This window comes from Paenibacillus sp. J23TS9 (assembly GCF_018403225.1).
Lineage (GTDB): Bacteria > Bacillota > Bacilli > Paenibacillales > Paenibacillaceae > Paenibacillus_AQ.
The window spans coordinates 367,732-391,737 of record NZ_BOSG01000005.1 but is presented as its reverse complement, the minus strand read 5'-3'; the positions used below and the strand labels follow the sequence as shown (position 1 = coordinate 391,737).

Sequence of the window (24,006 nt, the reverse complement as noted above, 5' to 3'; positions counted from 1 at the left end):
ACTCATTCTATCTATATGCTCCAAATATAAGGGCATTCCAGTTTTGCACCAGTCCGGCAGTTTGCGCCGATATTTTCTGGACATTCTGCGATGTGTTCGCTTCTTTGCCAAGAATCATATGTGCTTATTTTATATTGCTCAGCTTCTTATGCAGCTGCTGCAGATCAATGGGCCAAGGATCGACAATTTCAATTCGTTCTCCAGTGAAAGGATGGGTAAACCCAAGCTGTTCGCCGTGCAGCGCCTGTCTTCCGATCAAGGCCGTACTCCCGCCATAAAGCGAGTCGCCCAGCAGCGGATGCCCCAAATGGCTGAGATGAACACGGATCTGATGTGTACGTCCTGTCTCCAGCTCAAGATGTACGAGAGAGGAATTCTTGAACACCTCACCTGCACGCATGCGCGTGACTGCGTTTTGACCGGATGGAGAGACCCGTCTCCGCTGCTTATGGTGGCGGTCCTTGCCGATTGGCAGATCAATTACTGATAGCTCGGCCGATACTTTGCCCTCCACGAAGGCTACATAGCTCCGCGCAATGCGCTTGTGGCGCATATCCTCATCCAGCTTCAGCTGAGACCACGCATTTTTGGCATACAGAACAGGTCCGGTAGTAAATTGGTCAAGCCTGTGAATATGCCGAACGGCTATTTCCTCGCCCTGCATCTGAAAATACGCTGCAACCGCATGATCGAGTGTCGGTTCTGCCTTGCCTTTGCTGCCATCAGGATGAATATTCATGCCTGCGGGCTTATGCACAACCAGACAGAAATCATCTTCATACAGGATATCAAGCTCATGCCATATAGGTTCAATGCCCGCTGCTTGAACGGGAAAGAGGGCCAGCCGCAGCCGGTCCCCTTTCCATTCTATCGCCTTATTTGCTTGCAGCTGCTTCATGAGCTTTTCCGGCATTCCGAGTGTCTCCAGCAGCCAAGCCGGTGTGGCTTCGTCGCGGTTTGCAGCCCCGCTCAAGCTTTTCTCGGGAATCATCTCCAGCCATTGTCCGCGGCGCGTCCAGGTTCTCACAGGTTTTTCAGGGCGTTGTAGTTGGCTTCAATCGTCGCATCGATATCCTCTATGCTGTGCGCAGCCGATACAAACATCCCCTCGAACTGGGAAGGAGCTACGCTGACGCCCTCTTCTACCAGATTGGCAAAATACTTGGTAAAGCGCTGAAGATCGCTAGCTTTGGCTGTATCATAGTTCACCACAGGTCCTTCCGTGAAGAACGGACAAACCATGGAACCTACACGGTTCAAGGTCACAGGAACGCCCAGCTGCTTGGCATTTTTCTCAAAACCTGACGCAAGGCGCGAAGCGCGCTCCTCGAGCTGCTCATACACCGCGGGTGTCAGCAATTTAAGCGTCGTATATCCGGCAACCATTGCCAGCGGGTTACCACTTAACGTTCCCGCTTGGTAAATCGGTCCGGATGGGGCGATCTGATCCATAATTTCGCGTTTACCGCCATAAGCGCCCACTGGAAGGCCACCGCCGATAACCTTGCCAAGACAAGTCAGATCAGGTGTAATGCCCAACAAGCCCTGCGCACAGTTGATGTTCACACGGAAACCCGTCATCACCTCATCAAAAATCAAAAGGCTGCCATAGCGTGTTGTAATATCACGCAGACCTTGCAGGAAACCCGGAAGCGGAGGCACGACCCCCATATTGCCGGCAATCGGCTCGACAATGACGCAGGCGATCTCCTCGCCAAAACGTTCAAAGGCCACTTTTACGGATTCGAGATCATTATAGGCTACTGTAATCGTGCTCGATGCAACACTTTCTGGTACGCCAGGGCTGTCAGGCAGACCAAGCGTAGCTACACCTGAACCTGCTTTGATCAGCAGGCTGTCGGCATGTCCGTGGTACGAGCCTTCAAATTTCAAAATTTTGCCGCGTCCTGTATACCCGCGTGCGAGACGGATCGCACTCATCGTTGCTTCCGTTCCCGAGTTGACCATCCGCACAACATCAATCGAAGGAACACGTTCACAGACCAGTTTGGCCATTTCCGTTTCGATGAGGGTTGGAGCGCCAAAGCTTGTGCCTTTTGATGCCGTTTCCTGAATGGCCGAGATAACCTCCGGATGGGCATGTCCCATAATAAGCGGGCCCCAGGAGCCGATATAGTCAATAAAGCTGTTGCCATCGATATCATAGATCCGTGAGCCCTTGGCATGATCCACATAAATGGGTGTCAGGCCAACTGATTTAAAAGCCCGTACAGGACTGTTAACCCCGCCGGGAAGATAATGCTTGGCTTCTTCAAATGCCGTGCGGGAAGCCTCTTCTTTACGTTTTCCAGACATATTGCTCATGTAAGTCACTCCCGTGTCATTATTTTAATGCTCCTGCATCCAGCGGGCGGCATCTTTTGCGAAATAAGTGATAATGATATCGGCTCCGGCACGCTTCATGCCAGTCAGCATTTCCTGCACAATCGCTTTTTCATTGATCCAGCCTTGCATTGCTGCAGCCTTCACCATGGAATACTCACCGCTCACGTTATAGGCAACCAGCGGCAGATCAAACTGATCTTTCAGCATCCGAATGACATCCATGTACGCCAGTGCCGGTTTAACCATAAGCATATCTGCACCCTCGAGTACATCCGTTTCGGCTTCGCGCAGAGCTTCGCGTACGTTGGCCGGATCCATCTGATAGGTTTTGCGGTCACCAAACTGCGGAGCGGAATCAGCCGCTTCACGGAAAGGCCCGTAGAAGGCAGAGGCATATTTAACTGAATAAGACATAATCGGCACATGTTCAAATCCGGCTTCATCCAGGCCCGCACGGATCGCCTGTACAAATCCGTCCATCATATTGGATGGTGCAATAATATCCGCACCGGCCTTGGCCTGGGATACAGCAGTTTTCGTAAGCAGCTCAAGCGATTCATCATTCATTACATCGCCATGTATTTGACCGTCGACTTCAAAGGTATGAACCATACCGCAGTGACCATGATCGGTAAATTCGCATAAGCAGGTGTCAGCTACAACGAGCAGATCAGGGTACCAGCCTTTGATCAGGCGGGTCGCTTCTTGCACAATACCGTCTTCAACAAAGCCGGATGTGCCTACGCTGTCTTTCGTCTCCGGAATACCAAACAGCAGTACGGCAGGAATGCCAAGTGCCACAATTTCGTCTACTTCAGACTTCAGGGTATCGAGCGAAAAATGATAGACGCCAGGCATCGAGGAAATTTCATTTTTAATTCCTTTTCCATAGGTAACGAAAATCGGCATAATCAAGTCGTTAACATGAAGTGCGGTTTCACGCACTAAATTACGCATGCCTGCGGATTGGCGCAAACGCCGGTGTCTTACAATTGGAAAACTCATATCTATTACCTCCTGTATCGCTTTTATTTCACTTGTTGATGATCATTTTTCATGTATGAACAGAGCGATTCCACCAGTCTTTCAATCGTCGCTTGCTCGGCAACCATACTCACACGCAGTCCGGCATCCCGGGCTGTCTGGGCTGTCACTTCTCCAATGCAGGCGGCTTCGACTGTGCTGAGCAGCTGCACCGGATCCTGAACACCCATCTGCTTCAGTTTCCCGATTAGATGCGTGACCGTCGAGGAACTGGTGAAGGTGACAATATGAATTGCATGTTCCTCAAGCAGCCTGATGAGCTCGTGATCTTCCTCTTGGCTCATCACCGTCTGGTAGGTATCAATAGCAGTGACATCCAGCCCTAGTTCTTCCAGTTTTTCAGGCAGCCAGGTTCTTGCCAGATTACCGCGAGGCAGAAGTACCCTCTGACCAGGCTCGAGCTGGCTGCCAAGCGTTTCAATCAGCCCCTCAGCCTGAAAACGCTCCGGAAGCTCGACCGGTACAATCCCGCGTTCTGTTAACGCTTGTGCAGTAGCCGGACCTACAGCGGCGATCTTGGCCCCGTAAAGGCTACGAACATCCTGACCTTGCTCTGCCAGATGCCGGTAGAAATATTCAACGCCATTAACGCTGGTAAAAAACACCCAATCATAGGTATTAAGCCGGGAAAGCGAGTCCTGAATCCGGACAAGTTTATCCCGATCCTGCGGATAGACTGTTTCAATGACCGGGAATTCATAGGACTCACCGCCAAGCTCATCAATCCGGTTAACGAGCTCCGAAGCCTGGGACTTTGCACGAGTGACCAGGATGCGCTTGCCGAAAAGAGGAAGGAACTCCGCCCACTTCAGCTGCTCTCTCTGGAGCACCACATCGCCAACCACGATAACAGCTGGCGGCTGGAAATTAGCAGCTAGTACACGCTGCTCAATATCCGCTAGAGTCCCCGTCAGAGTATCTTGTTCAGCTCGGGTCCCCCACCGTACAAGAGCCACCGGCGTGTGACCGGGACGGCCATGCTCCATGAGCTGATCCGCAATATATCCAATTTTGGACACACCCATCATGAAAATAAGTGTACCCGTCGCATTCGTAACCTTCTCCCAATCAATCATCCGGTCAAGCTTGTCCGGACTTTCATGCCCGGTAATAATCGAAAGCGAAGATGCCATCTCCCGGTGAGTGACAGGAATACCGGCATAAGCGGGAACGCTGATGGCGGCCGTTACACCGGGTACAATCTCGTAAGTAATACCATTCTTCTTAAGCAATCCGGCTTCTTCACCGACGCGGCCGAAAATGGTAGGGTCGCCGCCTTTTAACCGGACAACCACATTGCCTTCCAGAGCCAGATCGACCAGAAGCTGATTGATTTCTTCCTGCTTCATCGTATGTCGGTCCGGCAGCTTGCCAACATATATTTTACGTGTACCCGGCTTCACAGCCCCAAGAAGCTGCGGGGCCGCAAGACGATCGTAGACAACCACATCCGCTTTTTGCAGACATTCCAGACCTTTCACAGTAATTAACTTGGCATGGCCTGGGCCTGCACCAACCAGATATACTTTTCCCGCCATCTCCCCATCCCCTTATTCCCTGACTTGTTCGAGAATTTTCTCCGCTCCCCGCTCAATCAGCATTCCGGCTACCTCTTCACCAAGCTTCACCGGATCCGTACCGAGCAGTGTTTCCTTAAGGATTACATCCCCATCTGGAGAACCAACCATTCCTGTCAATTGTATAACGTTTTGCCCGGCAAGGGAATGTCCCTCCGGCGCTTCGACCAGTACGGCATATGCTCCTATGGGAACCTGGCAGCCGCCATTTAGCACGCCCAGAAATTTACGTTCAGCAGTGACAGTCAGCTCCGATTCTTTGTCGTTATATAAGGACAGCAGCTTCAGCAGCTCTGCATCATCTTGACGGCATTCAATGCCCAGTGCACCTTGTCCAACTGCAGGCAAACAGGTTTCAACCGGAAGATAAGCAGTTATTCTGTCTTCCCAGCCCATCCGGTAAAGCCCGGCAGCTGCCAACAGAATCGCCTGAAACCCTTCAGTTTCAAGCTTCTTCAGACGTGAATCAATATTGCCGCGAACTGGCTCAAGTTCCAAGTCAGGGCGGTATGCCTTGAGCTGGCTGGAACGGCGGAGACTACTCGTCCCTACTTTAGCTCCATGCGGCAGATCATCAAGGCTTTTTCCTTCGAGCGTAATCAGGCAATCCCGAGGGTCCACTCGGCGGGGCACTGCGCCATTCACCAGACCCTCCTGCAGTACGGAAGGCATGTCCTTCATGCTATGTACCGCCATGTCTATCTCGCCGTCTATCAAAGCCTGCTCGATTTCTTTGACAAACAATCCCTTGCCTCCCACCTTAGAGAGGGTCACATCCAGTATGCGGTCACCTTTGGTGACGATTTTCTTCACTTCAAAATCGAAATCAAAGCCATGCTCCTTGCAAAGCCGTTTCAGGTCATCGATGACCTGGCCTGTCTGTGTCAGTGCCAACGCACTTTGTCTGCTTCCCACTACGATTGTCCGCATTCTCATTCCTCCTGATTGTCGTTGATCCACTGCCTGATTTCCTCCGGACTCCAGAGCCTGAAAGTACCCTGCTGCAGCGATTCCAGCATATCCGGTCCATATGCCTTCCTTAGCAATTTTTGCCGGACTGCCGGATCGCTAACCTGTTCTTGGATCATCTTCCGTATATCATATAAATTATCGAGATATTCCTCGTATTCCGTTCCGAAATCATCTTCCAGCTTCCTTCTGATGGCTCTTGCAGCGAGAGGACCCGCACCCGAGGTAGAAACAGCTATCAGAAGACGGCCGCGCCGAAGAACACTGGGATGTATAAAACTGCCCAGAGCCGGTTGGTCAGTCACATTGGCAATAATCCCTCTCGCCCCGGCTTCTTCTGCTACCAGTCTGTTCACTTCCGGATCATCTGCGGCGGCATGAACCATAAACGCCCCTTCCAGATCCCCTTCAGCATACTTACGGGGCAGCCAGTTCAGCTTGCCCTGATCATGATATTGCCGGAGAGCCACGGTTATCGAAGGGCTGATAACGGTCACATTCGCAGCGCCCGTGAGCAGCTCTTTGATCTTTCTCTCGGCGACCTGCCCTCCTCCAATGACCATGCAGATCCTATTTTCACAATCCAGCATGATAGGTACATATGTAGGCAAGCCGTCATCACTCCCCATTCCAACCGTGAAAGTCAGACCATGTATTGAGCACAAAAATGATGATTATAAAAACATACCCTGTCAAAATCCATTTAGCCATAAGCGAGCCGGTATGCTGATGCGATCGTTTCTTGAACAGATAGAAATAATAGAATCCCAGTCCCGCCAAAGTAGCCAGCACCTTCAAGTCCAAAAGCAGGTTCAGCCTTCCCTCCGAGATGACTGATAAAGCCGCTACGATAAAGGAAACCGTTAGCATCGGTGTACCGATAAATGCCAGAGAATAGGCGTACTTATCCAGCATTTCAAGACTCGGCAGACGCCGTACCGTATCCGTCCATTTCTTTCCTTTCAATTTTCGGTGAAGAAAAAGATACATCCCCGCGAAAACCGCGGCAACCGTATAGATGACAAAGCTGAGATTAGCCAGTGTGATATGCAGCACTAGCAGCCCATGAACCGTCTCCCAATGCCGAAGCGGATTGTTTCCCGGCGAAAACCAGAGCCTGTTCAAAATCTGGATGCTGAATCCAACAATACCTAAAAGTAAAACAGCAAATTCCGCCCGCTGCAGCAAATTGATAATCAGGGAAGCAACGACAAGACTAAACGCAAGCAGGAGCAGAAAATCAAATGGCGTAAAAATAGGAAGCGCCCGTTCCTCTATAGCCCGGATAAACAGTGCGCCTGCCTGCAAGACCGCAACTACAGCAAGAAGCCCTGTGCCCATCCGCTTCGCGCTCCGATTGCGTCGAATGCAATCCGAGATAAAAAACAGAAGGCTCAGGGCAAAGATATAAATACCGGCATCATAAAATCCAGTGAGCATGTCCACTCCCCCTGACGGCCATTAAAGGCCTGCTGGTGTCAGCGAACCTTTAAAGGCAAACGGTTTGTTTTCATGCGTTTCTCGGTTGAGTTCACTTTTGGCTGGACTGGACTGCTTCAGGTTACTTTCAACCTGCCCGGTTTCATTCAAATCCTCTTCCAAAGCAAAAATCTGGGTGAAGTAATCCAGCGCTTCATTCCCGTTCTTTCCTGCCGTCATTTCCTTAATTCTGTTAATCGGATCATGCATCATCTGATTGACGATGCTCTTCGTCAGACGGCGGATGACTTTACGCTGATGCTCATCCAGCTCCGGCAGCTTGTTAAACAAGCTTTGAAGGGTCTCTTCATGGATATTGGAGGACTTTTCCTGCAGCGCCCGAATCGCCGGTCTAACACCCAGTGTCTTCAGCCAATGATAGAACTCGTCCATTTCTTCTTTGATCATCACTTCGATTTTAGCCGCCTCGGCTCTGCGCATCTCCAGATTGCTCTCGACAATCCCTTCAAGATCATCAATATCATACAGGAAGACATTGTTTAGTTCGGCAATCGCCGGATCAATATCCCGTGGAACGGCGATATCAATAATGAACAGAGGACGGGATTGGCGTTTCTTCATGCTTTCACTGACCTGGGCGCGGTCCAGGACATAATCCTTGGCTCCTGTGGAGCTGATCAGGATATCCACCTCATGCAGCCGCTCCAGGGCCTTTTCCATCGTACAAGGCGTTCCCTTGAATTTGCTTGCGAGTTCTTCCGCACGGGCCAGCGTACGGTTAGCCACAATAACCTCTTCCGCACCGTTTGCGTACAAGTGCTTCACCGTGAGCTCGCTCATTTTACCGGCACCGAGAATCAGCACCTTTTTATCATCAAACATGCCAAAAATCCGTTTGCCCAGCTCTACAGCTGCATAGCTGACGGAAACGGCGCTTTCGCCGATTGAGGTTTCAGAATGCGCTTTTTTGCCAAGGGTTACAGCTTGTTTAAACAACATATTGAACCATGTACCCGTCGCTTTTTCCTGCTGACTTTGCAAAAATGCTGTACGGACCTGGCCTAAGATTTGCGTTTCTCCAATCACCATGGAATCCAGTCCGCAAGTTACGCGGAACAAGTGGGAGATCGCCTGCTGATCTTCATATATATATAAATGCTGGGTAAATTCCTCGCGAGGAATATCAAACCACTGTTCCATAAAACTGCGGATGAAGTATCCACACATATGCAAGCGGTCCACCACAACATAAATTTCCGTACGGTTACATGTCGCAACGACGACGCCTTCCATCACGCTTTTGGTCAGCATCAGCTGGCTGAGCGCTTCCGGCAATTCATTTTGTTCAAACGTAAAACGTTCCCTTACTTCTACAGGCGCTGTGCGATAGTTCAATCCGACAACGACGATGTGCATTTGATGTTCACCTGCCTAAGTTTCGTTTCAAAAAAAAAGACCCAATTTAGGATAGTTTTTTTGGTTTCTATTCATTTTCACTATGTTAATTATATCACAGTTGTAAAGTGTCCCCTGAATTATTTTATGAAATGTTTATGAAAATACATAGATTGAGCTAAAGCCTGATTACCTTTAGTTCATTCTGTTTGTTCAGGAGGTTTTTACTATCTTGCCATAAATGACAGCAGTTTATACTGTCTCATTAACCACCATCTAATTACCTTTAATCAGAGCTGCAAGCTGCTTGCCCGTATTTTCAAGCTCATCGTTTTTCGAAGATATCACATGTCCACTTTCGCTGAGGAGCTGTTGATAGGACGGAACCGCCCCTGAAAAGAGCTCACTGTATTTGACAAGAAGCTCCCTCTCCACTTCACTCAGCGGCCTATTTCCGCCGATTTGCCAAGTAGTCAGAGTATCTACGAGGTCCCCTATTGCTGAAAAAGCATATAATTTATCCTTACCAAGCGAGTTCACCAGCCGGTCATGGGCGAAAGCAGCCGAATATGCCGCCAGCTTCAGAGCATTCAATTGGCTCGTGTTTTCACTATCCGACGCGTCCATGAGCGAGGTGTTCAGCACCTGCATCTGAAAAAGAGAGACCTCGTACAACATTTTCTCTGCATCCGCGTGCCCTGCCTGCGGCCGCATCATTCGGTAACCCTGATACACGAGAATGGTAAGCAGCAGCAGAATCAGTCCTGCAAAAAGCAGATCTCTAGATCTTCGTTTTCTCATTTAAACCAGCCCCCTAAAGCATCGTTCATGTGCTTGAGCTTGTTCCATACCTAGAGTATATGGGGCCTTCTGAAAACAAATAACCATGGAGAGCGATCTCCATGGTTATGAATCATTATCATTTTAAGCGTCCAGCCTCTATACCAGCTCGACTTGTTTCATTTCCGGTGTTTCCACCTTCAACTCGCCCAAACCGCGTACAAGCTTCTTCGCATACGTTTTCTCAGGCTTCAATACGGATACCAGGTAATCAATTGCCAGTTGTGGATCGACTGTTTCGCCACAGGTATAGCAATCAATCGCTGCAAATCCTCTCTCGGGATAAGTATGAATCGAGAGGTGGCTTTCTGACAGCAGAACAAGCACTGTCGCTCCTTGAGGTTCAAACTGCTTGGATTGTACGGACATTACTGTAGCACCACATGCTTCTGCAGCCTCAACCATTTGAGCTTGCAAAAATTCCGCGTCGTTCAGCATATCAAAGTCGACTCCCCAAGTGTCAACAGCAACGTGTCTTCCGAAAGTTGAGTATTCCATCTTCCGGTTTCCCCCTTCCTAGGAATAAAATATTTGAAAATTTCATCCGCTAGGACCTACGTCATTCACTTCCCGAGGGAATAATCTCTCGCAACATTCAATGTCCTGAGTGAATCCTGGTTCCTAATATATTCTTTTCAACGAGATTAAAAATAACATCTATCAGGGCGAATTGCAATACTTTTTTTGAATATCCTTTGCGTTTTATTTTTCCACATTTGTCCCAGTCAAAATGCGGATAAACTCATGTTAATAATACTTTTGCTTAGCGGCGCAAGCACATGACTTCCAACAAAAAAGGAACTCCTTCATAGTGAAGGAGTTCCTCTGTCAATGTATGGGTTTAAGCCTCTAATGCAAACCATTTAGCGGCGCCCTGCCGCAGTTTTTCATCAATGCGGGCAATTTGTTCACTGGTTTTCGCTTTATTTCGTTCATCAAGCCAGTAGTTAATATTCTGATAAAGACGCGAGATCTCCTGTTCAACAGCATCCAGCTGATACACACGCTGCAATTCACCTGCAGTATGTTTGTATTCATACACCAGCTTGCTGTGAGAAGGGGTAACTTCCGCAATTTTTCGAACGGAGCCATTTTCATAATAATACATCATTGTGAATCCATGATAAATCCGGTTAACAATGCCTTCGCCCTTGCAGGCGATAAAAAGCTTGCGTACCAGGTTGGTCATACGAGGGTTCACCAAGCGGCATGACAACTCACAGAAGTACAAGCCATTCTTACTTTCAAGAGGAAAATGAACCTCCTCACCGCTTTCGTCTTCCAGCACAATCTCTTGTCCTCCGCTGTCCAGCACCTTAACAATCGCTTGCATGTGACAGCATTCAGCCGAATGCATAAACTGGTTCAATTGAAGCTCCGTCATTTGAAAAGTGGCTTTAACATACTCTGTGGCTAACCGCTGAGCCATAAAAATCTCCTCAATTCTTTTTTATGATTATAGAATGTATAAGTTTTCAGCGGTGCTGAAATGATTCTATAATCGCAAGAAAAATTTCCGAATCCTTAGTATTATTATACAGCACAACTTAAAACGATTGCTTGCGGACGGAACCATGATTTTTCTTCATATTTCATAAAAAAACGGATTAAAACGGATTTTTGAGCAAACTTTTTACGGGATGCTCACTTTCCTGCCGGATAAAGTCTGAATCCCTACGCGATACGCTGAAATTTTATGCAATTTCCGTTACGCGTTCTCCCTTATTCAGGCGTTTGCTCCGGTTCAGGATGATCGTTTTCTTCCTGGTTCAGACCTGCTATTGACTCAATATGGGCCCATAACTCATCTTTACCCACTCCGGTCTCCGATGAATACATGACGAAAGAATCTGTTTTACGCATCAGGAGACCTTCCTTCATCTGCTTCACATGCTTTTGCCAACGGCTCTTCGGAATCTTGTCCGCCTTGGTTGCCACCACGCAGATCGGAATCTCATAATGCTTCAGCCAGTCATACATCAACTCATCATCCTTGGATGGTGGATGACGCAGGTCGACGATCAGAAGTACCATTTTAAGCGTCTCACGCTCAAGCAGGTATCTTTCGATCATTTTGCCCCAAACCTGCCGCTGTGTCTTAGACACCTTTGCGTAACCGTATCCGGGAAAATCGACGAAATACAAATCCTCATTAATGCGGTAATAGTTGAGATGCTGGGTTTTACCGGGTGTAGAGCTGGTTCTGGCTAAATTCTTGCGGTTGATCATACGGTTAATTAATGATGACTTGCCTACATTGGAACGCCCTGCCAGAGCAATCTCCGGCAAGGCGTCCTCAGGATATTGGTCAGGGCCAACGGCACTGATTACAAATTCCGCTTGGGTTACTTTCATGTCAATGTATCCTCTCTAATGCACTCCCGCCTGTTCCACAAGCGCATGCTTCAGCACTTGGTCCATATGGGACACCGGAACAAACTCCACTTCATTTTTAACACTGTCGGGTATGTCGCGCAGATCCCGCTCGTTGTCTTTCGGGAGCAATATTTTCTTGTAGCCTGCACGGTGCGCCGCTAGTGATTTTTCCTTCAGGCCGCCAATGGGAAGCACCCGTCCGCGCAGTGTAATTTCGCCGGTCATCGCCACATGCTTGGATACATGCTTTTTGGTAAGAGCCGAAATAAGAGCGGTCGCAATCGTAATTCCGGCCGATGGGCCGTCTTTTGGAATAGCACCTTCAGGGATATGAATATGAATATCATTCTTCTCATGGAAGTCGGGCATGATGCCGAGCTCTTCAGCCTTGCTGCGTGTATAGCTGAATGCAGCCTGGGCAGATTCCTTCATCACATCGCCGAGCTTACCGGTTAATGTGAGCTTGCCTGAGCCCGGTACGACAGTTACTTCAATCATCAGCGTTTCACCGCCAACCTCTGTCCAGGCAAGGCCTGTAACCGTTCCAATCTGGTCCTCAAGATCTGCCACGCCATGACGGAATTTGGCAGCGCCCAGATATTCTTTAATATCATCGGGTTCCATCGTAATGGATTCCGTTCCATCGGAAACAATTTGTTTGGCAGCTTTGCGGCAAAGCGCCGCTACCTGCTGCTCCAAGTTACGGACTCCAGACTCGCGTGTGTACTCCCGGACTACTTTAAGCAATGCTTCTTCTCCAATGTGAAGCTGCTCCTCCAAGAGGCCATGCTCTCTTTTCTGCTTCGGCAGAAGATAGCGCTTGGCAATTTGCAGTTTCTCCAGCTCCGTATAGCCTGGAATATTGAGCACTTCCATCCGGTCCAGTAAAGGCCGAGGTATATTGTGAATTGCATTCGCAGTCGTAATAAACATAACCTGCGACAGATCAAAAGGAATTTCAATAAAATGATCGCTAAACGTGTTATTTTGTTCAGGATCGAGCACTTCCAGCAATGCGGAAGACGGGTCACCCCGGAAATCGGATGCCATCTTATCGATCTCATCCAGGAGAAATACAGGATTCAAAGCCCCGGCGTTTTTCATCCCTTGGATAATACGTCCCGGCATCGCCCCCACGTAGGTACGTCGATGACCGCGAATTTCGGCTTCATCACGGACTCCGCCAAGCGAAATGCGGACGAACTTCCGGTTCAGCGATCTGGCGATGGAACGTGCGAGTGAGGTCTTACCCACGCCTGGAGGGCCAACCAGACAAAGAATAGGCCCTTTCATCTTTTTGACGAGCTTCTGTACCGCCAAATACTCCAGTACCCGCTCCTTCGGTTTGTCCAGACTGTAGTGGTCTTCGTTTAGCACCTGCTCGGCTTTATGGATATCCAGGTCATCTTCTGTTTTGTTGCTCCAGGGAAGGGCCAGCAGCCAGTCCAGATAGTTGCGGATTACGCCGCCTTCTGCAGAACTGGAAGGCATTTTTTCAAGACGGTCTATTTCCTTTTCGACCTTCTCCTTCACCTTTTCCGGAAGTTCCTGCTTCTCCATAAGATCACGCAGTTCTTCAACTTCCCCGGTGCGTCCTTCTTTCTCGCCAAGTTCTTTCTGGATTGCCTTCATCTGCTCACGCAGATAGTATTCCTTCTGAGTTTTCTCCATCTGCTTCTTGACACGCTGGTTGATCTTGCGTTCCAGCTCCAGCACTTCACGCTCATTATTCAGGATATCCAGCAGTTTTTCGAGACGTTTGCCGACATCGACCGTTTCGAGAATCTCCTGTTTATCCTTGATTTTAAGTGACAAGTGACTGGTAATGACATCTGCGAGACGTCCGGGCTCCTCAATATCAGATACCGCAGCAAGCGTCTCGGGAGTGACCTTTTTGGATAAATTGATATAATGCTCAAACTGGCTCAGAACTGTACGCATCAGCGCATCCACTTCAGGATTGTCGCTGTCCTCTTCATGCAGTTCCCGGGCGAGGACTTCATAATACTCCTCGTTGTCCGTATACTGTATAATTTCGGCGCGCTCCATCCCTTCCACAAGGACACGGATGGTGCCGTTTGGAAGCTTAAGCATTTGTCTCACGTTGGCTACTGTGCCAATACGGAAAATATCTTCTTGCGTTGGTTCTTCTATGTTCACCTCAGATTGAGAACAAAGGAGAATCATGTTATCTTCCACCATTGCTTTTTCCAGAGCCTTGACCGATTTCTCCCGGCCTACATCGAGATGCAGTACCATGCTCGGGTAGACCAGAAGGCCTCTCAAAGGCAATAACGGAAAACGGCGGCCTTTCGCTTTACTCAGCCCCATCGCTTTCGCACCTCCAGCCGTTCTCAGGTTATAACATCCGGTTATATTTTAGCAAATGTTCACAGAAAACACCAATAATTAAGCTTCTTCAACATGACCCTGCATCGGTAATTTGTCCGGAACGGCCAGGCTTCGCCTGTAAAAATGGAGCAGCAGGCCCCTGCGGAAAGATTTCCGGAGCCGCACTCTTATCCATCGCATCATTCAAATCCTCATGCATTTGTACATCCAGCGCTGGCTCCAGTTCAATTCCAAAGACATGCAGGAATACCTCTTGCACATTTTCCACCGGAATAACCCTCAGACCATCCAGGTCCTCGAAAAGTGTCTGCCAGTTTTCCTTCGGAATAATTACCGTTGTGGCCCCCGCCTGGAATGCTGCTTCGACCTTGGCGATAACGCCGCCAATTGGCTTCACCCGGCCATGGATACTGATTTCTCCTGTCATGGCGATCTGGTTATCAACGGGAAGTCCCCTGACTGCCGACATAATGGCTGTAGCCATCGCAATCCCTGCAGAAGGACCGTCGATCGGCGTCCCTCCTGGAAAGTTGATGTGCAGATCATAATCACTTGGTTTAAGCCCCAGGGAACGGAGGACGGTAAGTACGTTTTCAACCGATCCCTTAGCCATGCTTTTTCGACGCAGCGTTCTGCTATTCCCGCCGATTTCTTCTTCCTCTACCACACCCGTAATATTGTACTTGCCTTGCCCGGCCGCAACCGGCACCGCGGTCACTTCAATTTCGAGCAGGGTCCCCATATTCGGTCCATAAACCGCCAGACCGTTTACGAATCCCACCTGTGGGCGGTCTGGAATTTTGCGGTCCGGACGCGGCTGAAGCTGACTGCTGCTGGCAACCCACTCCACATCGGAAGCAGCAAGCGAATCCCTTTTTTCCGTCAGAGCGAGTCCAGCTGCAAGCTGGATGATGTTTACGGCTTCGCGTCCGTTGGTCGCATACTGCTTTACAACATCAACCGCTTCGGGACATGGCTTGAGTCCAATTTTCTGAATGGCATCCTCAGCGATCCTTCCGATCTCATCCGGCAATAGGGGACGGAAATAAATTTCCATGCAGCGGGAACGCAGAGCAGGCGGTAATTCCTGCGGTGAACGCGTCGTGGCTCCCACAAGACGGAAATCCGCCGGCAGTCCGTTCTGGAAAATATCATGGACATACGCAGGCGTATTATTGTCTTCTGAATTGTAGTATGCACTCTCGAGCAAAACTTTACGGTCTTCCAGTACTTTTAACAACTTATTCATCTGAATCGGATGCAATTCCCCAATTTCGTCCACAAACAACATTCCGCCATGCGCTTTGGTGACTGCACCCGGTTTAGGCTGTGGAATGCCGGCAACGCCCATGGAGCCTGCGCCTTGATATATTGGATCATGTACGGAACCAATTAATGGATCGGCAATGCCGCGCTCGTCAAAACGGGCTGTTGTTGCATCAATTTCCGTAAACTTGGCATCGGCTTTAAATGGAGAAGCAGGATTTCGTTTGGCTTCCTCCATCACAACACGAGCAGCAGCAGTTTTCCCTACCCCCGGTGGTCCATAAATAATGACATGCTGCGGGTTACCGCTGCACAGCGCGGCCTTCAACGCTCTTAAGCCGTCTTTCTGGCCTACAATATCCTGAAGTGATTGCGGCCTCGTTTTCTCTGCCAACGGCTTCGTCAGCGAGATGGAGCGCAGCTTCCGCAACTTGTCCATTTCTTTTCGGGACTCCCGGTCCACAGCAGTACGGTTGGTTTTTTGACCTCGAAGCAAATTCCAGAAATAGATGCCGATGATGACGGCAAAGAAAAATTGAATCAACATCATAACCATGCTTAAATTCATTTCATAAACCCTCCCGTTTCTCATGAGTGGCCAGTTTTCCCTTCGATTCTACTTTGCTTTTTACGGGTTGGCCTGATACATGGTAGTATAGCCGTTTCACAACCAGGTAAACGCCCGAAGCATGATTTAAGGACACAATTTTCAAAAATATTGCACAAAAAAAGCTGCATGCCCTTTAGAAAGCAAAAGGCAATGCAGCTTATCTTCACATGATTAATGCTTACGTCCCGGGATTTCCCCGGTTTCTTCGAATACTTTGACGATGGAGTCAATTTCTTTCTTCAGTTCGACCACCATTTCTGCTTCCGGTACCTTACGGATCATTTCTCCGTAGCGGAACAGCAGACCTTCACCACGTCCACCGGCAATGCCGATGTCTGCCTCACGCGCTTCACCCGGTCCATTAACAGCACAGCCCAAAACCGATACCTTAATTGGCACTTTCAATTTTGAAATGTATTCCTCAACCTCGTTCGCAATCGAGAATAAATCGATATCAAGACGTCCGCAGGTCGGGCAGGATACCAGCGTAGCTGCATTGGAAATAAGACCGAAGGTTTTCAGGAGCTCACGTGCCACCTTAATTTCTTCAACCGGATCCGCACTCAGCGAGATGCGCAGCGTACTGCCGATCCCCATAGACAGCAACGCGCCGATGCCCGCCGAGCTCTTGATTGTACCCGAGAACAATGTTCCGGATTCCGTAATCCCGAGATGAAGCGGATAAGGAATGACTTCCGCCGCTTTGCGGTAAGCTTCAATGGCCATTGGCACATCGGATGCCTTCAGCGATACGATAATATCGTGAAAATCCAGCTCTTCCAAAATATTAATGTGGAACAAGGCACTCTCTACCATCGCTTCCGGAGTCGGATATCCGTATTTCTCAAGCAGATGGCTTTCCAGCGAGCCCGCATTCACACCAATACGAATGGGGATGCCACGCTCCTTACATGCTTTGACAACCGCTTCGACTTTGTCACGGCTGCCGATGTTTCCTGGATTAATCCGAACTTTATCGATGCCATTCTCAATTGCCTTTAGGGCAAGCTGATAGTTAAAATGAATATCCGCAACAAGCGGTATATGAATGCGTTTTTTGATTTCCTTGATCGCTTCAGCAGCTTCCTTGTTATTCACCGTCACGCGGACCAGCTGACAACCGGCTTCCTCCAAGCGAAGGATTTCAGCTACAGTCGCTTCCACATCTGCGGTTTTCGTCGTACACATGCTTTGAATGATGACTTCATTGCTTCCGCCGATCGTCAAATTACCGACTTTAACAGGTCTTGTGTCTTTTCTCAAAAACATGATCTTTTTTCTCTCCCATAACGCCAAGACTCCACCCCTGCCCCTCAATAAAGGCCTATGGCCAGAGGGAAGAAGTGGAGAACCGGCAATGAATTTCCGAAAGCAGCCTTACCTTCCAAAGAAAGGATTAGGCACTTTCTTCCTGTTTATTCTCTTTCTTGCTGATCAATTCCGGTACGATCTTTTCCTTTACAACCTGCTCTGTAATGACGCAGTCCTTGATATCATCACGAGAAGGAACTTCATACATCACATCGAGCATGATGCCTTCGATAATCGCTCTAAGGCCGCGGGCGCCGGTATTGCGCTTAATCGCTTCTCTCGCGATGGCCTCGAGGGCATCCGGCTCGAATTTAAGTGCGACATTATCCATCTCAAGCAGCTTTTGATACTGCTTTGTCAGCGCATTTTTCGGCTCGGAAAGGATACGCACGAGAGTCTTCTCATCCAACGGCTCCAGTGTGGAGATGATTGGAAGACGTCCTACGAATTCCGGAATCAGACCGAATTTCAGCAGATCTTCCGGAAGCACCAAACCAAGATATTCTCCTGGTTTAAGATCCTTTTGGTTTTCGCCAGCAGCATTAAAACCAATCACTTTTTTGCCGATCCGGCGTTTGATCATTTGTTCGAGACCATCAAAGGCACCGCCGCAAATGAAAAGAACGTTGGTCGTATCGATTTGGATAAATTCCTGATGAGGATGCTTACGTCCGCCTTGAGGTGGAACAGAAGCAACCGTTCCTTCAAGAATTTTCAGAAGCGCCTGCTGCACACCTTCCCCGGAAACGTCACGCGTAATCGACGGATTCTCGGATTTACGGGCTACTTTATCAATCTCATCAATATAAATAATGCCTCGTTCGGCTTTTTCCACGTCATAATCCGCAGCCTGGATCAGTTTCAGCAAAATATTCTCAACGTCTTCACCGACATAGCCGGCTTCCGTCAGAGAAGTTGCATCGGCAATCGCAAATGGCACGTTCAAAATTTTAGCCATGGTTTGAGCCAACAACGTCTTACCTGAACCGGTAGGACCCAAGAGTAGAATGTTACTCTTTTGCAGCTCCACATCTTCAATTTTGCTGCCTGTGTTGATCCGTTTATAGTGGTTATAAACAGCAACTGAGAGCGATTTTTTCGCTTGCTCCTGGCCAATGATGTATTGATCCAGAATATCGCAGATTTCCTTAGGCTTCGGAATATCTTTGAGATCCAGCTCTTCGTCATGGCCGAGCTCTTCCTCTACAATCTCCGTGCAGAGTTCAATACATTCATCGCATATATAAACTCCGGGACCGGCAACAAGCTTACGCACTTGCTCCTGTGATTTCCCGCAAAAAGAGCATTTCAGCTGCCCTTTTTCATCGTTAAATTTAAACATGTAAACACCCCTTTAAGATATAATCGGTGAAGTGAGAACCTGGTCGATAAGGCCGTAAGCCTTCGCTTCCTCCGCGCTCATGAAAAAGTCACGATCTGTATCGCGTTCAATTTTTTCAAGGGGCTGACCTGTGCGTTCCACATATATTTGATTGAGCTTTTCTCTTGTCTTAATGATCCAGCTCGCATGGATCTGGATGTCGGCTGCCTGCCCCTGAACTCCTCCCAGCGGTTGATGGATCATCACTTCGCTGTTGGTTAGCGCAAATCGTTTACCGGGTGCTCCAGCTGTCAGCAAAAGTGAGCCCATGCTCGCCGCCATGCCCACGCAGATGGTAGATACATCCGGTTTAATGTATTGCATTGTATCATATATCCCCATCCCTGCTGTGACAGAGCCACCAGGAGAATTGATATATAAATGGATATCCTTCTCGGGATCCTCTGCAGCAAGGAACAATAACTGTGCTATGACGAGATTGGCGACATCATCGTCGATTGCGCTGCTGAGAAAAATAATGCGGTCCTTCAATAATCTGGAGTAGATATCGTAAGATCTCTCTCCTCGACTTGTTTGCTCTACAACCATAGGTATCAGACTCATGTGTCCAACCTCTTTTCTATTCAAAGATGTAATGCGTGCATCCATCAATCTTACAGCATTATTTTAACATGTTCAAAGCATGATGTCATTTTTCACTTTATACCCCGCAATACAGTGTATGAACCCGGCCCCGAAATATAGCCTGCACGAAACCTGACACCTTTATAAGATATCAGAAACATAAGCTTCAAGGCAGGATGTACATCGATAAAACGTTTTTCTTTAGATGTCAGATAGTATAACCTTCCGGGAAAATTCATCCTGATATCGCAAGAAAAACTACCTCTAAACGCGGTCTGTCTTTCAGGATGTACATCGATAAACGTTTTTCTTATGTATGGAAGAGAGAATTTTATCCATTTTATACTTTAATTAGGAATAAAATGGATACTCCCAGTTAAAAATAAGGCACGCAATGGAATATACGTGCCTTATCTCTCTATAGATTCATATGATAGGCATCACTTACGTCATGCCTGCAATTGAATTCTCAATGATCTTCCGTTTATTATTCTGCTGTTTCTTCAGCAGCTTCTTCGCTACCTTCAACTTCCTTGCTGCTTTCAAGGAGAAGTTCAACGGTTTTACGAAGGGAAATTTCGTCACGCAGGCTTGCAAGCGATCCGTTTGCTGCCAAAATGTTGCGAATTTCGTCAGTGGAACGTTTGTAGGCTTCAGCCATTGTTTCGAGTTCCTTGTTGATGTCTTCTTCAGTTACTTCGATGTTTTCTTCTTTAGCGATTTGCTCAAGAACCAGGTTGTTACGAACGCGTTTTTCAGCGTCGTCCTTCATTTGCTCTTGCAGATCAGCTGTTGTTTGTCCGGAGAAGCTCAGGAACATTTCAAGGTTCATGCCTTGGCCACGCAGACGGTTGTCAAAGTCACGCATCATGTTTTCGATTTCGCCGTCGATCATCGCTTGTGGAATTTCCACTTCAGCATTTTCAGAAACCTTGTCTACAACAGCGGATTCTTTTTTGCCTTTAGCTTCTTGTTCCTTGCGAGCCAGAAGTTCTTTTTTCAGATCTTCCTTGTATTCGTTCAGCGTTTCAAATTCACTTACGTCTTTTGCAAATTCGTCATCCAGCTCAGGCAGCTGTTTGCGTTTGATTTCGTGAACTTTGACTTTGAAGATTGCTTGCTTATTAGCCAGCTCTTCCGCATGGTAAGTCTCAGGGAATGTCACTTCAACATCTTTGAAGTCGCCTGTTGCCAGGCCGACAACCTGCTCTTCGAAACCAGGGATGAATGTGCCGCTTCCAAGTTCAAGGGAGTAACGTTCTGCTTTGCCGCCTTCAAAAGGAGCACCGTCTACATAGCCGTCAAAGTCAATAACAGCGATGTCGCCGTCTTGAGCTGCGCCTTCGTCAATAACAGCAAGCTCAGCATGACGCTCTTGCAGACGACCCAATTCTTCGTTCACTTCTTCTTCGGATACTTCTACTTTTTGTGTAGTTACTTCTACGCCTTTGTAATCGCCAAGAGTAACTTCAGGCTTAACCGTTACTTTTGCTTTGAATTTAAAGGCTTGTCCTTTTTCGAATTGATCAATTTCAACTTCAGGACGGTCTACAGGAAAGATATCCGTTTCGTTAACGGCTTCTGAATATACCTCTGGAAGCAAAATATCAATGGCGTCTTGGTACAGAGCTTCTACTCCGTAACGAGCTTCAAAAATCGGACGAGGTACTTTACCTTTACGGAATCCAGGTACACTCGCTTTTTTAACTACTTTATTAAAGGCCTTATCTAGCGCATCAGACACACGATCCGCTTCTACTTCAACATCAAGAACGCCAAGGTTCTTCTCTATTTTTTCCCAAGTTGCTTTCATTTTATGCCTTCCCCTCCAAAAATATTTCACATGGTCATTAGTTTTAACACGCACAGAATAACCACTATAGTATAAACAAGATCGTCCCCTTTTTCAAGGGCAACCCTCTAGCAAGTCCTCAGGTAGAACTTCCCGTTTTTTCTATACATTCGTCCCTGCGGCAACAAACTGCTTCATCGTGCGGTACGCCTGCTCAAAAATAAAGCGCATCGTGTCCGTTACTCCGTACATGTATCTGATCTCTTCATCGCTGCGGCTGCCCGTCAGACTCTCGGAAACAATCTGGTGCAGAGACGCTGCCCAGATGTCGATCGTCTCATCATTTTCATCCACTATGGAAAAGTAATCATCCGTACCGTAAATAGCCATGATAAATTGTGTCCACAGCTCCTGCGCAAAGTAAAAAAGCGTAGGCTCCTGAACCTCTGTCTGCCCGGCTACCCGTTCTGTAACCAGACCGACCTGCGTTGGAAATTCATCCGGGCTCAGCGGTACTGCTTCTACATCGATCCTGGCACGTTCCTGACCCCGAAGCAGTTCTATGTTCCCCTGCATTCCACGTTTGCGAAGCGTCTGCAAGACTCTGAATTGAAGCAGTGGATGGAGCTCCTGGCTTTGCAGCCATTGTACAAGCTCCTCATCGATAGCAGAACCTTCGAGATAAGACAACTGCTCCAGCGCGAGCATATTTTGTTCACTTAGCGGTTCCTGCATGGCCGTCTGCAGCAGCTTATCCGCATAGAAGCTGTCCTCTGCCAGCTTGGCGTGAACATTCTGACGTTTCATCTCATCCTCGTTTGGCTCACTCTCATCTGCCTCCCCCGAATGCTCACCGTCCGAATTGCTGTGATTGTATTGGGGAAACGCAGCTTCCAGCCATTCAAGAAGCGCCTGCCATTCATCATAATGCCGCTGATCCTGTCCTTGGCACTGCAGCAAAAAACGCAGAAGCTCCATTGCTTCCCCGTATCGTTCATTTTCCAGCATGACTGTCAGCTGAATCTGATAGAAGTCGAGTGTCTTTGGAAAGAGGACTAAGTTGTCTTTCGCTGGGGAATTGGAATCATTAATAGGGGGTTCCTCCTTTCTGTCCGGGTAAGGTCAATTAATTGTTGATTATAGCATACCCGCTTTGCACATGAAAAAAAACTGCCTGCATATGTACATGTCTCTTTCGAATATTTAAACCGTATAGGCGTAAAAATCAGATACAGAAAATATTAATGAATTATGAAGCCCTTGAAACAGCTTTTTGGTATATTTTTAGGCTGTACAATCCGTTTTAATTAATATTATTAATTTATTGTTGTAAAATGTTTATCCGTATGATATGATATTTCTTGCTTGAATTTTTTATGTCCCAGTAGCTCAGCTGGATAGAGCAACGGCCTTCTAAGCCGTCGGTCGGGGGTTCGAATCCCTCCTGGGACGTACATAAAAGCCACTCTTCGGAGGGGCTTTTTGCTTTATGGAGGGATGAGAACCCATCAGGGTTCGTCGGAGCATAAGCTTCGTTAGCATCTGCTTCGCAGTCAGCCTGAAGGGCTGTATCCCTCCTGGGACGTTCATAAAAGCCACTCCTCGGAGTGGCTTTTTGCTTTATAGAGGGATGAGAACCCATCAGGGTTCGTCGGAGCATAAGCTTCTTAGCATTTGCTTCGCAGTCAGCCCGATAGGGCTGCATCCCTCCTGGGACGTTCATAAAATCCATTCCTCGGAGTGGATTTTTGCTTTATAGTGGGATGAGAACCCATCAGGGTTCGTCGGAGCATAAGCTTCGTTAGCATCTGCTTCGCAGTCAGCCCGAAGGGCTGTATCCCTCCTGGGACGTATATAAAAGCCTCTCTTCGGAGGGGCTTTTTGCTTTATGGAGGGATGAGAACCCATCAGGGTTCGTCGGAGCTTCGGGAAGCAGTACCGTTCCAGAAGGAACTGAGGCGCTCTGTTTTTTTGTAATAATTTATGTTGTATGGGTAAATGTAATTTAACTTATCTTCAATGGGATCAGCTGATTCATCTCCAGAAGGGTCCATAACCGGTCCGTCAATTCTTCCGTAGAACATGGCATGGATTGATTGAACCACCACTCGATCACACCGACGATCGCCGAACTCATGAATTGCGCATATATCGATTTGCTCAGGTCATCTATGCTTAAATTGGTTTCGTCCATCTGTTCCATGATCTGTTTATTGATCATGCTGTTCAGATGTATCCTGAAGGAAGAAACGTCTTTAATGCTCAACAAGGTTTTATATAATGGAGCGTTTTGCTTGATTTCTTTAATCGTATGGTGCAAGAAAGTCTTCGTTGGAATTTCCGCCGCATCCACAGAGTAACAGCTTTTCATCAAATGTGTCAGTTGGGCTTCTATGAACTTATCCAATAGATCGTATTTATCCGAGTAATGCGAATACACGGTGCCTCGATTGACGTCGGCACGCTCCGCGATATCGTTGATCGTTATTTTCTCGAATTCTTTCTCCGCTATCAGTTGCATTAAGGCATTCATTATGGCTGCTTGATTTTTTTTGATTCTTCTGTCCACGAAAGAGCCCACCTTTTTAAACAATTCATATTAATCTGTTGAAAAACCAACAAAACCGGTAAATCTAGCGATTGCTGCCGGTTAGAGTGACTGCTATCCTTACTTTATTCAATGAATGGTCAAAAATCAACAGATGTTCAATAAAGGGGATAT

The 24,006-nt window shown here is 47.9% G+C and carries 20 protein-coding genes and 1 tRNA gene; 1 reads left to right on the top strand and 20 read right to left on the bottom strand.

The window, feature by feature from the left end; translation table 11 throughout:
• Positions 1-124: 124 nt before the first annotated feature.
• The 19 genes from KJS65_RS25735 to KJS65_RS25645 all read right to left on the bottom strand — a co-directional run bounded on the left by KJS65_RS25735 (position 125) and on the right by KJS65_RS25645 (position 22,292).
• Positions 125-991, bottom strand: coding sequence for an RluA family pseudouridine synthase (locus KJS65_RS25735; RefSeq protein WP_213652723.1), 867 nt, complete (start codon positions 989-991; stop codon positions 125-127).
• 32 nt (positions 992-1,023) lie between these two features.
• A complete protein-coding gene (gene hemL, locus KJS65_RS25730) occupies positions 1,024-2,325 on the bottom strand; it encodes a glutamate-1-semialdehyde 2,1-aminomutase (protein WP_213652658.1) in 1,302 nt (433 codons plus the stop codon).
• A gap of 24 nt (positions 2,326-2,349) precedes the next feature.
• A complete protein-coding gene (hemB, locus tag KJS65_RS25725) occupies positions 2,350-3,351 on the bottom strand; it encodes a porphobilinogen synthase (RefSeq protein ID WP_213652657.1) in 1,002 nt (333 codons plus the stop codon).
• A gap of 23 nt (positions 3,352-3,374) precedes the next feature.
• On the bottom strand, positions 3,375-4,928 hold the full coding sequence (gene cobA, locus KJS65_RS25720; RefSeq protein ID WP_213652656.1) for a uroporphyrinogen-III C-methyltransferase: 1,554 nt from the start codon (positions 4,926-4,928) through the stop codon (positions 3,375-3,377).
• 12 nt (positions 4,929-4,940) lie between these two features.
• Positions 4,941-5,897 carry a hydroxymethylbilane synthase gene (hemC, locus tag KJS65_RS25715; RefSeq protein WP_213652655.1) on the bottom strand — a complete coding sequence of 319 codons (957 nt, stop codon included), beginning with the start codon at positions 5,895-5,897 and terminating at the stop codon, positions 4,941-4,943.
• 2 nt (positions 5,898-5,899) lie between these two features.
• A complete protein-coding gene (locus KJS65_RS25710; RefSeq protein ID WP_244864810.1) occupies positions 5,900-6,547 on the bottom strand; it encodes a precorrin-2 dehydrogenase/sirohydrochlorin ferrochelatase family protein in 648 nt (215 codons plus the stop codon).
• A 7-nt stretch (positions 6,548-6,554) separates the two neighbouring features.
• Positions 6,555-7,376, bottom strand: a complete 822-nt coding sequence (ccsA, locus tag KJS65_RS25705; RefSeq protein ID WP_213652653.1) for a cytochrome c biogenesis protein CcsA — start codon at positions 7,374-7,376, stop codon at positions 6,555-6,557.
• A 21-nt stretch (positions 7,377-7,397) separates the two neighbouring features.
• On the bottom strand, positions 7,398-8,792 hold the full coding sequence (gene hemA, locus KJS65_RS25700) for a glutamyl-tRNA reductase (protein WP_213652652.1): 1,395 nt from the start codon (positions 8,790-8,792) through the stop codon (positions 7,398-7,400).
• A gap of 255 nt (positions 8,793-9,047) precedes the next feature.
• On the bottom strand, positions 9,048-9,572 hold the full coding sequence (locus tag KJS65_RS25695) for a hypothetical protein (RefSeq protein WP_213652651.1): 525 nt from the start codon (positions 9,570-9,572) through the stop codon (positions 9,048-9,050).
• Between the two features lie 138 nt (positions 9,573-9,710).
• Positions 9,711-10,109: an adenosylmethionine decarboxylase gene (gene speD / locus KJS65_RS25690; RefSeq protein WP_213652650.1), complete on the bottom strand. Its 399-nt coding sequence runs from the start codon at positions 10,107-10,109 to the stop codon at positions 9,711-9,713.
• A 343-nt stretch (positions 10,110-10,452) separates the two neighbouring features.
• Positions 10,453-11,040 carry a non-ribosomal peptide synthetase module gene (locus tag KJS65_RS25685; RefSeq protein ID WP_213652649.1) on the bottom strand — a complete coding sequence of 196 codons (588 nt, stop codon included), beginning with the start codon at positions 11,038-11,040 and terminating at the stop codon, positions 10,453-10,455.
• Positions 11,041-11,333: 293 nt separating this feature from the next.
• Positions 11,334-11,966 carry a ribosome biogenesis GTP-binding protein YihA/YsxC gene (gene yihA / locus KJS65_RS25680; protein ID WP_213652648.1) on the bottom strand — a complete coding sequence of 211 codons (633 nt, stop codon included), beginning with the start codon at positions 11,964-11,966 and terminating at the stop codon, positions 11,334-11,336.
• A gap of 15 nt (positions 11,967-11,981) precedes the next feature.
• On the bottom strand, positions 11,982-14,318 hold the full coding sequence (gene lon / locus KJS65_RS25675; RefSeq protein ID WP_213652647.1) for an endopeptidase La: 2,337 nt from the start codon (positions 14,316-14,318) through the stop codon (positions 11,982-11,984).
• Between the two features lie 88 nt (positions 14,319-14,406).
• A complete protein-coding gene (gene lonB, locus KJS65_RS25670; protein ID WP_213652646.1) occupies positions 14,407-16,173 on the bottom strand; it encodes an ATP-dependent protease LonB in 1,767 nt (588 codons plus the stop codon).
• Positions 16,174-16,386: 213 nt separating this feature from the next.
• On the bottom strand, positions 16,387-17,484 hold the full coding sequence (ispG, locus tag KJS65_RS25665; RefSeq protein ID WP_213652645.1) for a flavodoxin-dependent (E)-4-hydroxy-3-methylbut-2-enyl-diphosphate synthase: 1,098 nt from the start codon (positions 17,482-17,484) through the stop codon (positions 16,387-16,389).
• Positions 17,485-17,611: 127 nt separating this feature from the next.
• Positions 17,612-18,868: an ATP-dependent protease ATP-binding subunit ClpX gene (gene clpX / locus KJS65_RS25660; protein ID WP_213652644.1), complete on the bottom strand. Its 1,257-nt coding sequence runs from the start codon at positions 18,866-18,868 to the stop codon at positions 17,612-17,614.
• A 12-nt stretch (positions 18,869-18,880) separates the two neighbouring features.
• The gene (gene clpP, locus KJS65_RS25655) at positions 18,881-19,471 is read right to left on the bottom strand and encodes an ATP-dependent Clp endopeptidase proteolytic subunit ClpP (protein WP_213652643.1); all 591 of its coding nucleotides are present in this window, start codon (positions 19,469-19,471) and stop codon (positions 18,881-18,883) included.
• Positions 19,472-19,979: 508 nt separating this feature from the next.
• Entirely contained in the window at positions 19,980-21,305 is a 1,326-nt protein-coding gene (tig, locus tag KJS65_RS25650; protein ID WP_213652642.1) for a trigger factor, read from the bottom strand.
• 141 nt (positions 21,306-21,446) lie between these two features.
• The gene (locus KJS65_RS25645; RefSeq protein ID WP_244864808.1) at positions 21,447-22,292 is read right to left on the bottom strand and encodes a hypothetical protein; all 846 of its coding nucleotides are present in this window, start codon (positions 22,290-22,292) and stop codon (positions 21,447-21,449) included.
• A 370-nt stretch (positions 22,293-22,662) separates the two neighbouring features.
• Here KJS65_RS25645 and KJS65_RS25640 point away from each other — a divergent pair.
• Positions 22,663-22,736 (top strand) — tRNA-Arg (locus KJS65_RS25640).
• A 553-nt stretch (positions 22,737-23,289) separates the two neighbouring features.
• Here the strand turns inward: KJS65_RS25640 and KJS65_RS25635 are convergent.
• Complete coding sequence (locus KJS65_RS25635; protein ID WP_213652641.1) at positions 23,290-23,853, bottom strand: TetR/AcrR family transcriptional regulator; 564 nt, start codon at positions 23,851-23,853, stop codon at positions 23,290-23,292.
• Positions 23,854-24,006 lie beyond the last annotated feature (153 nt).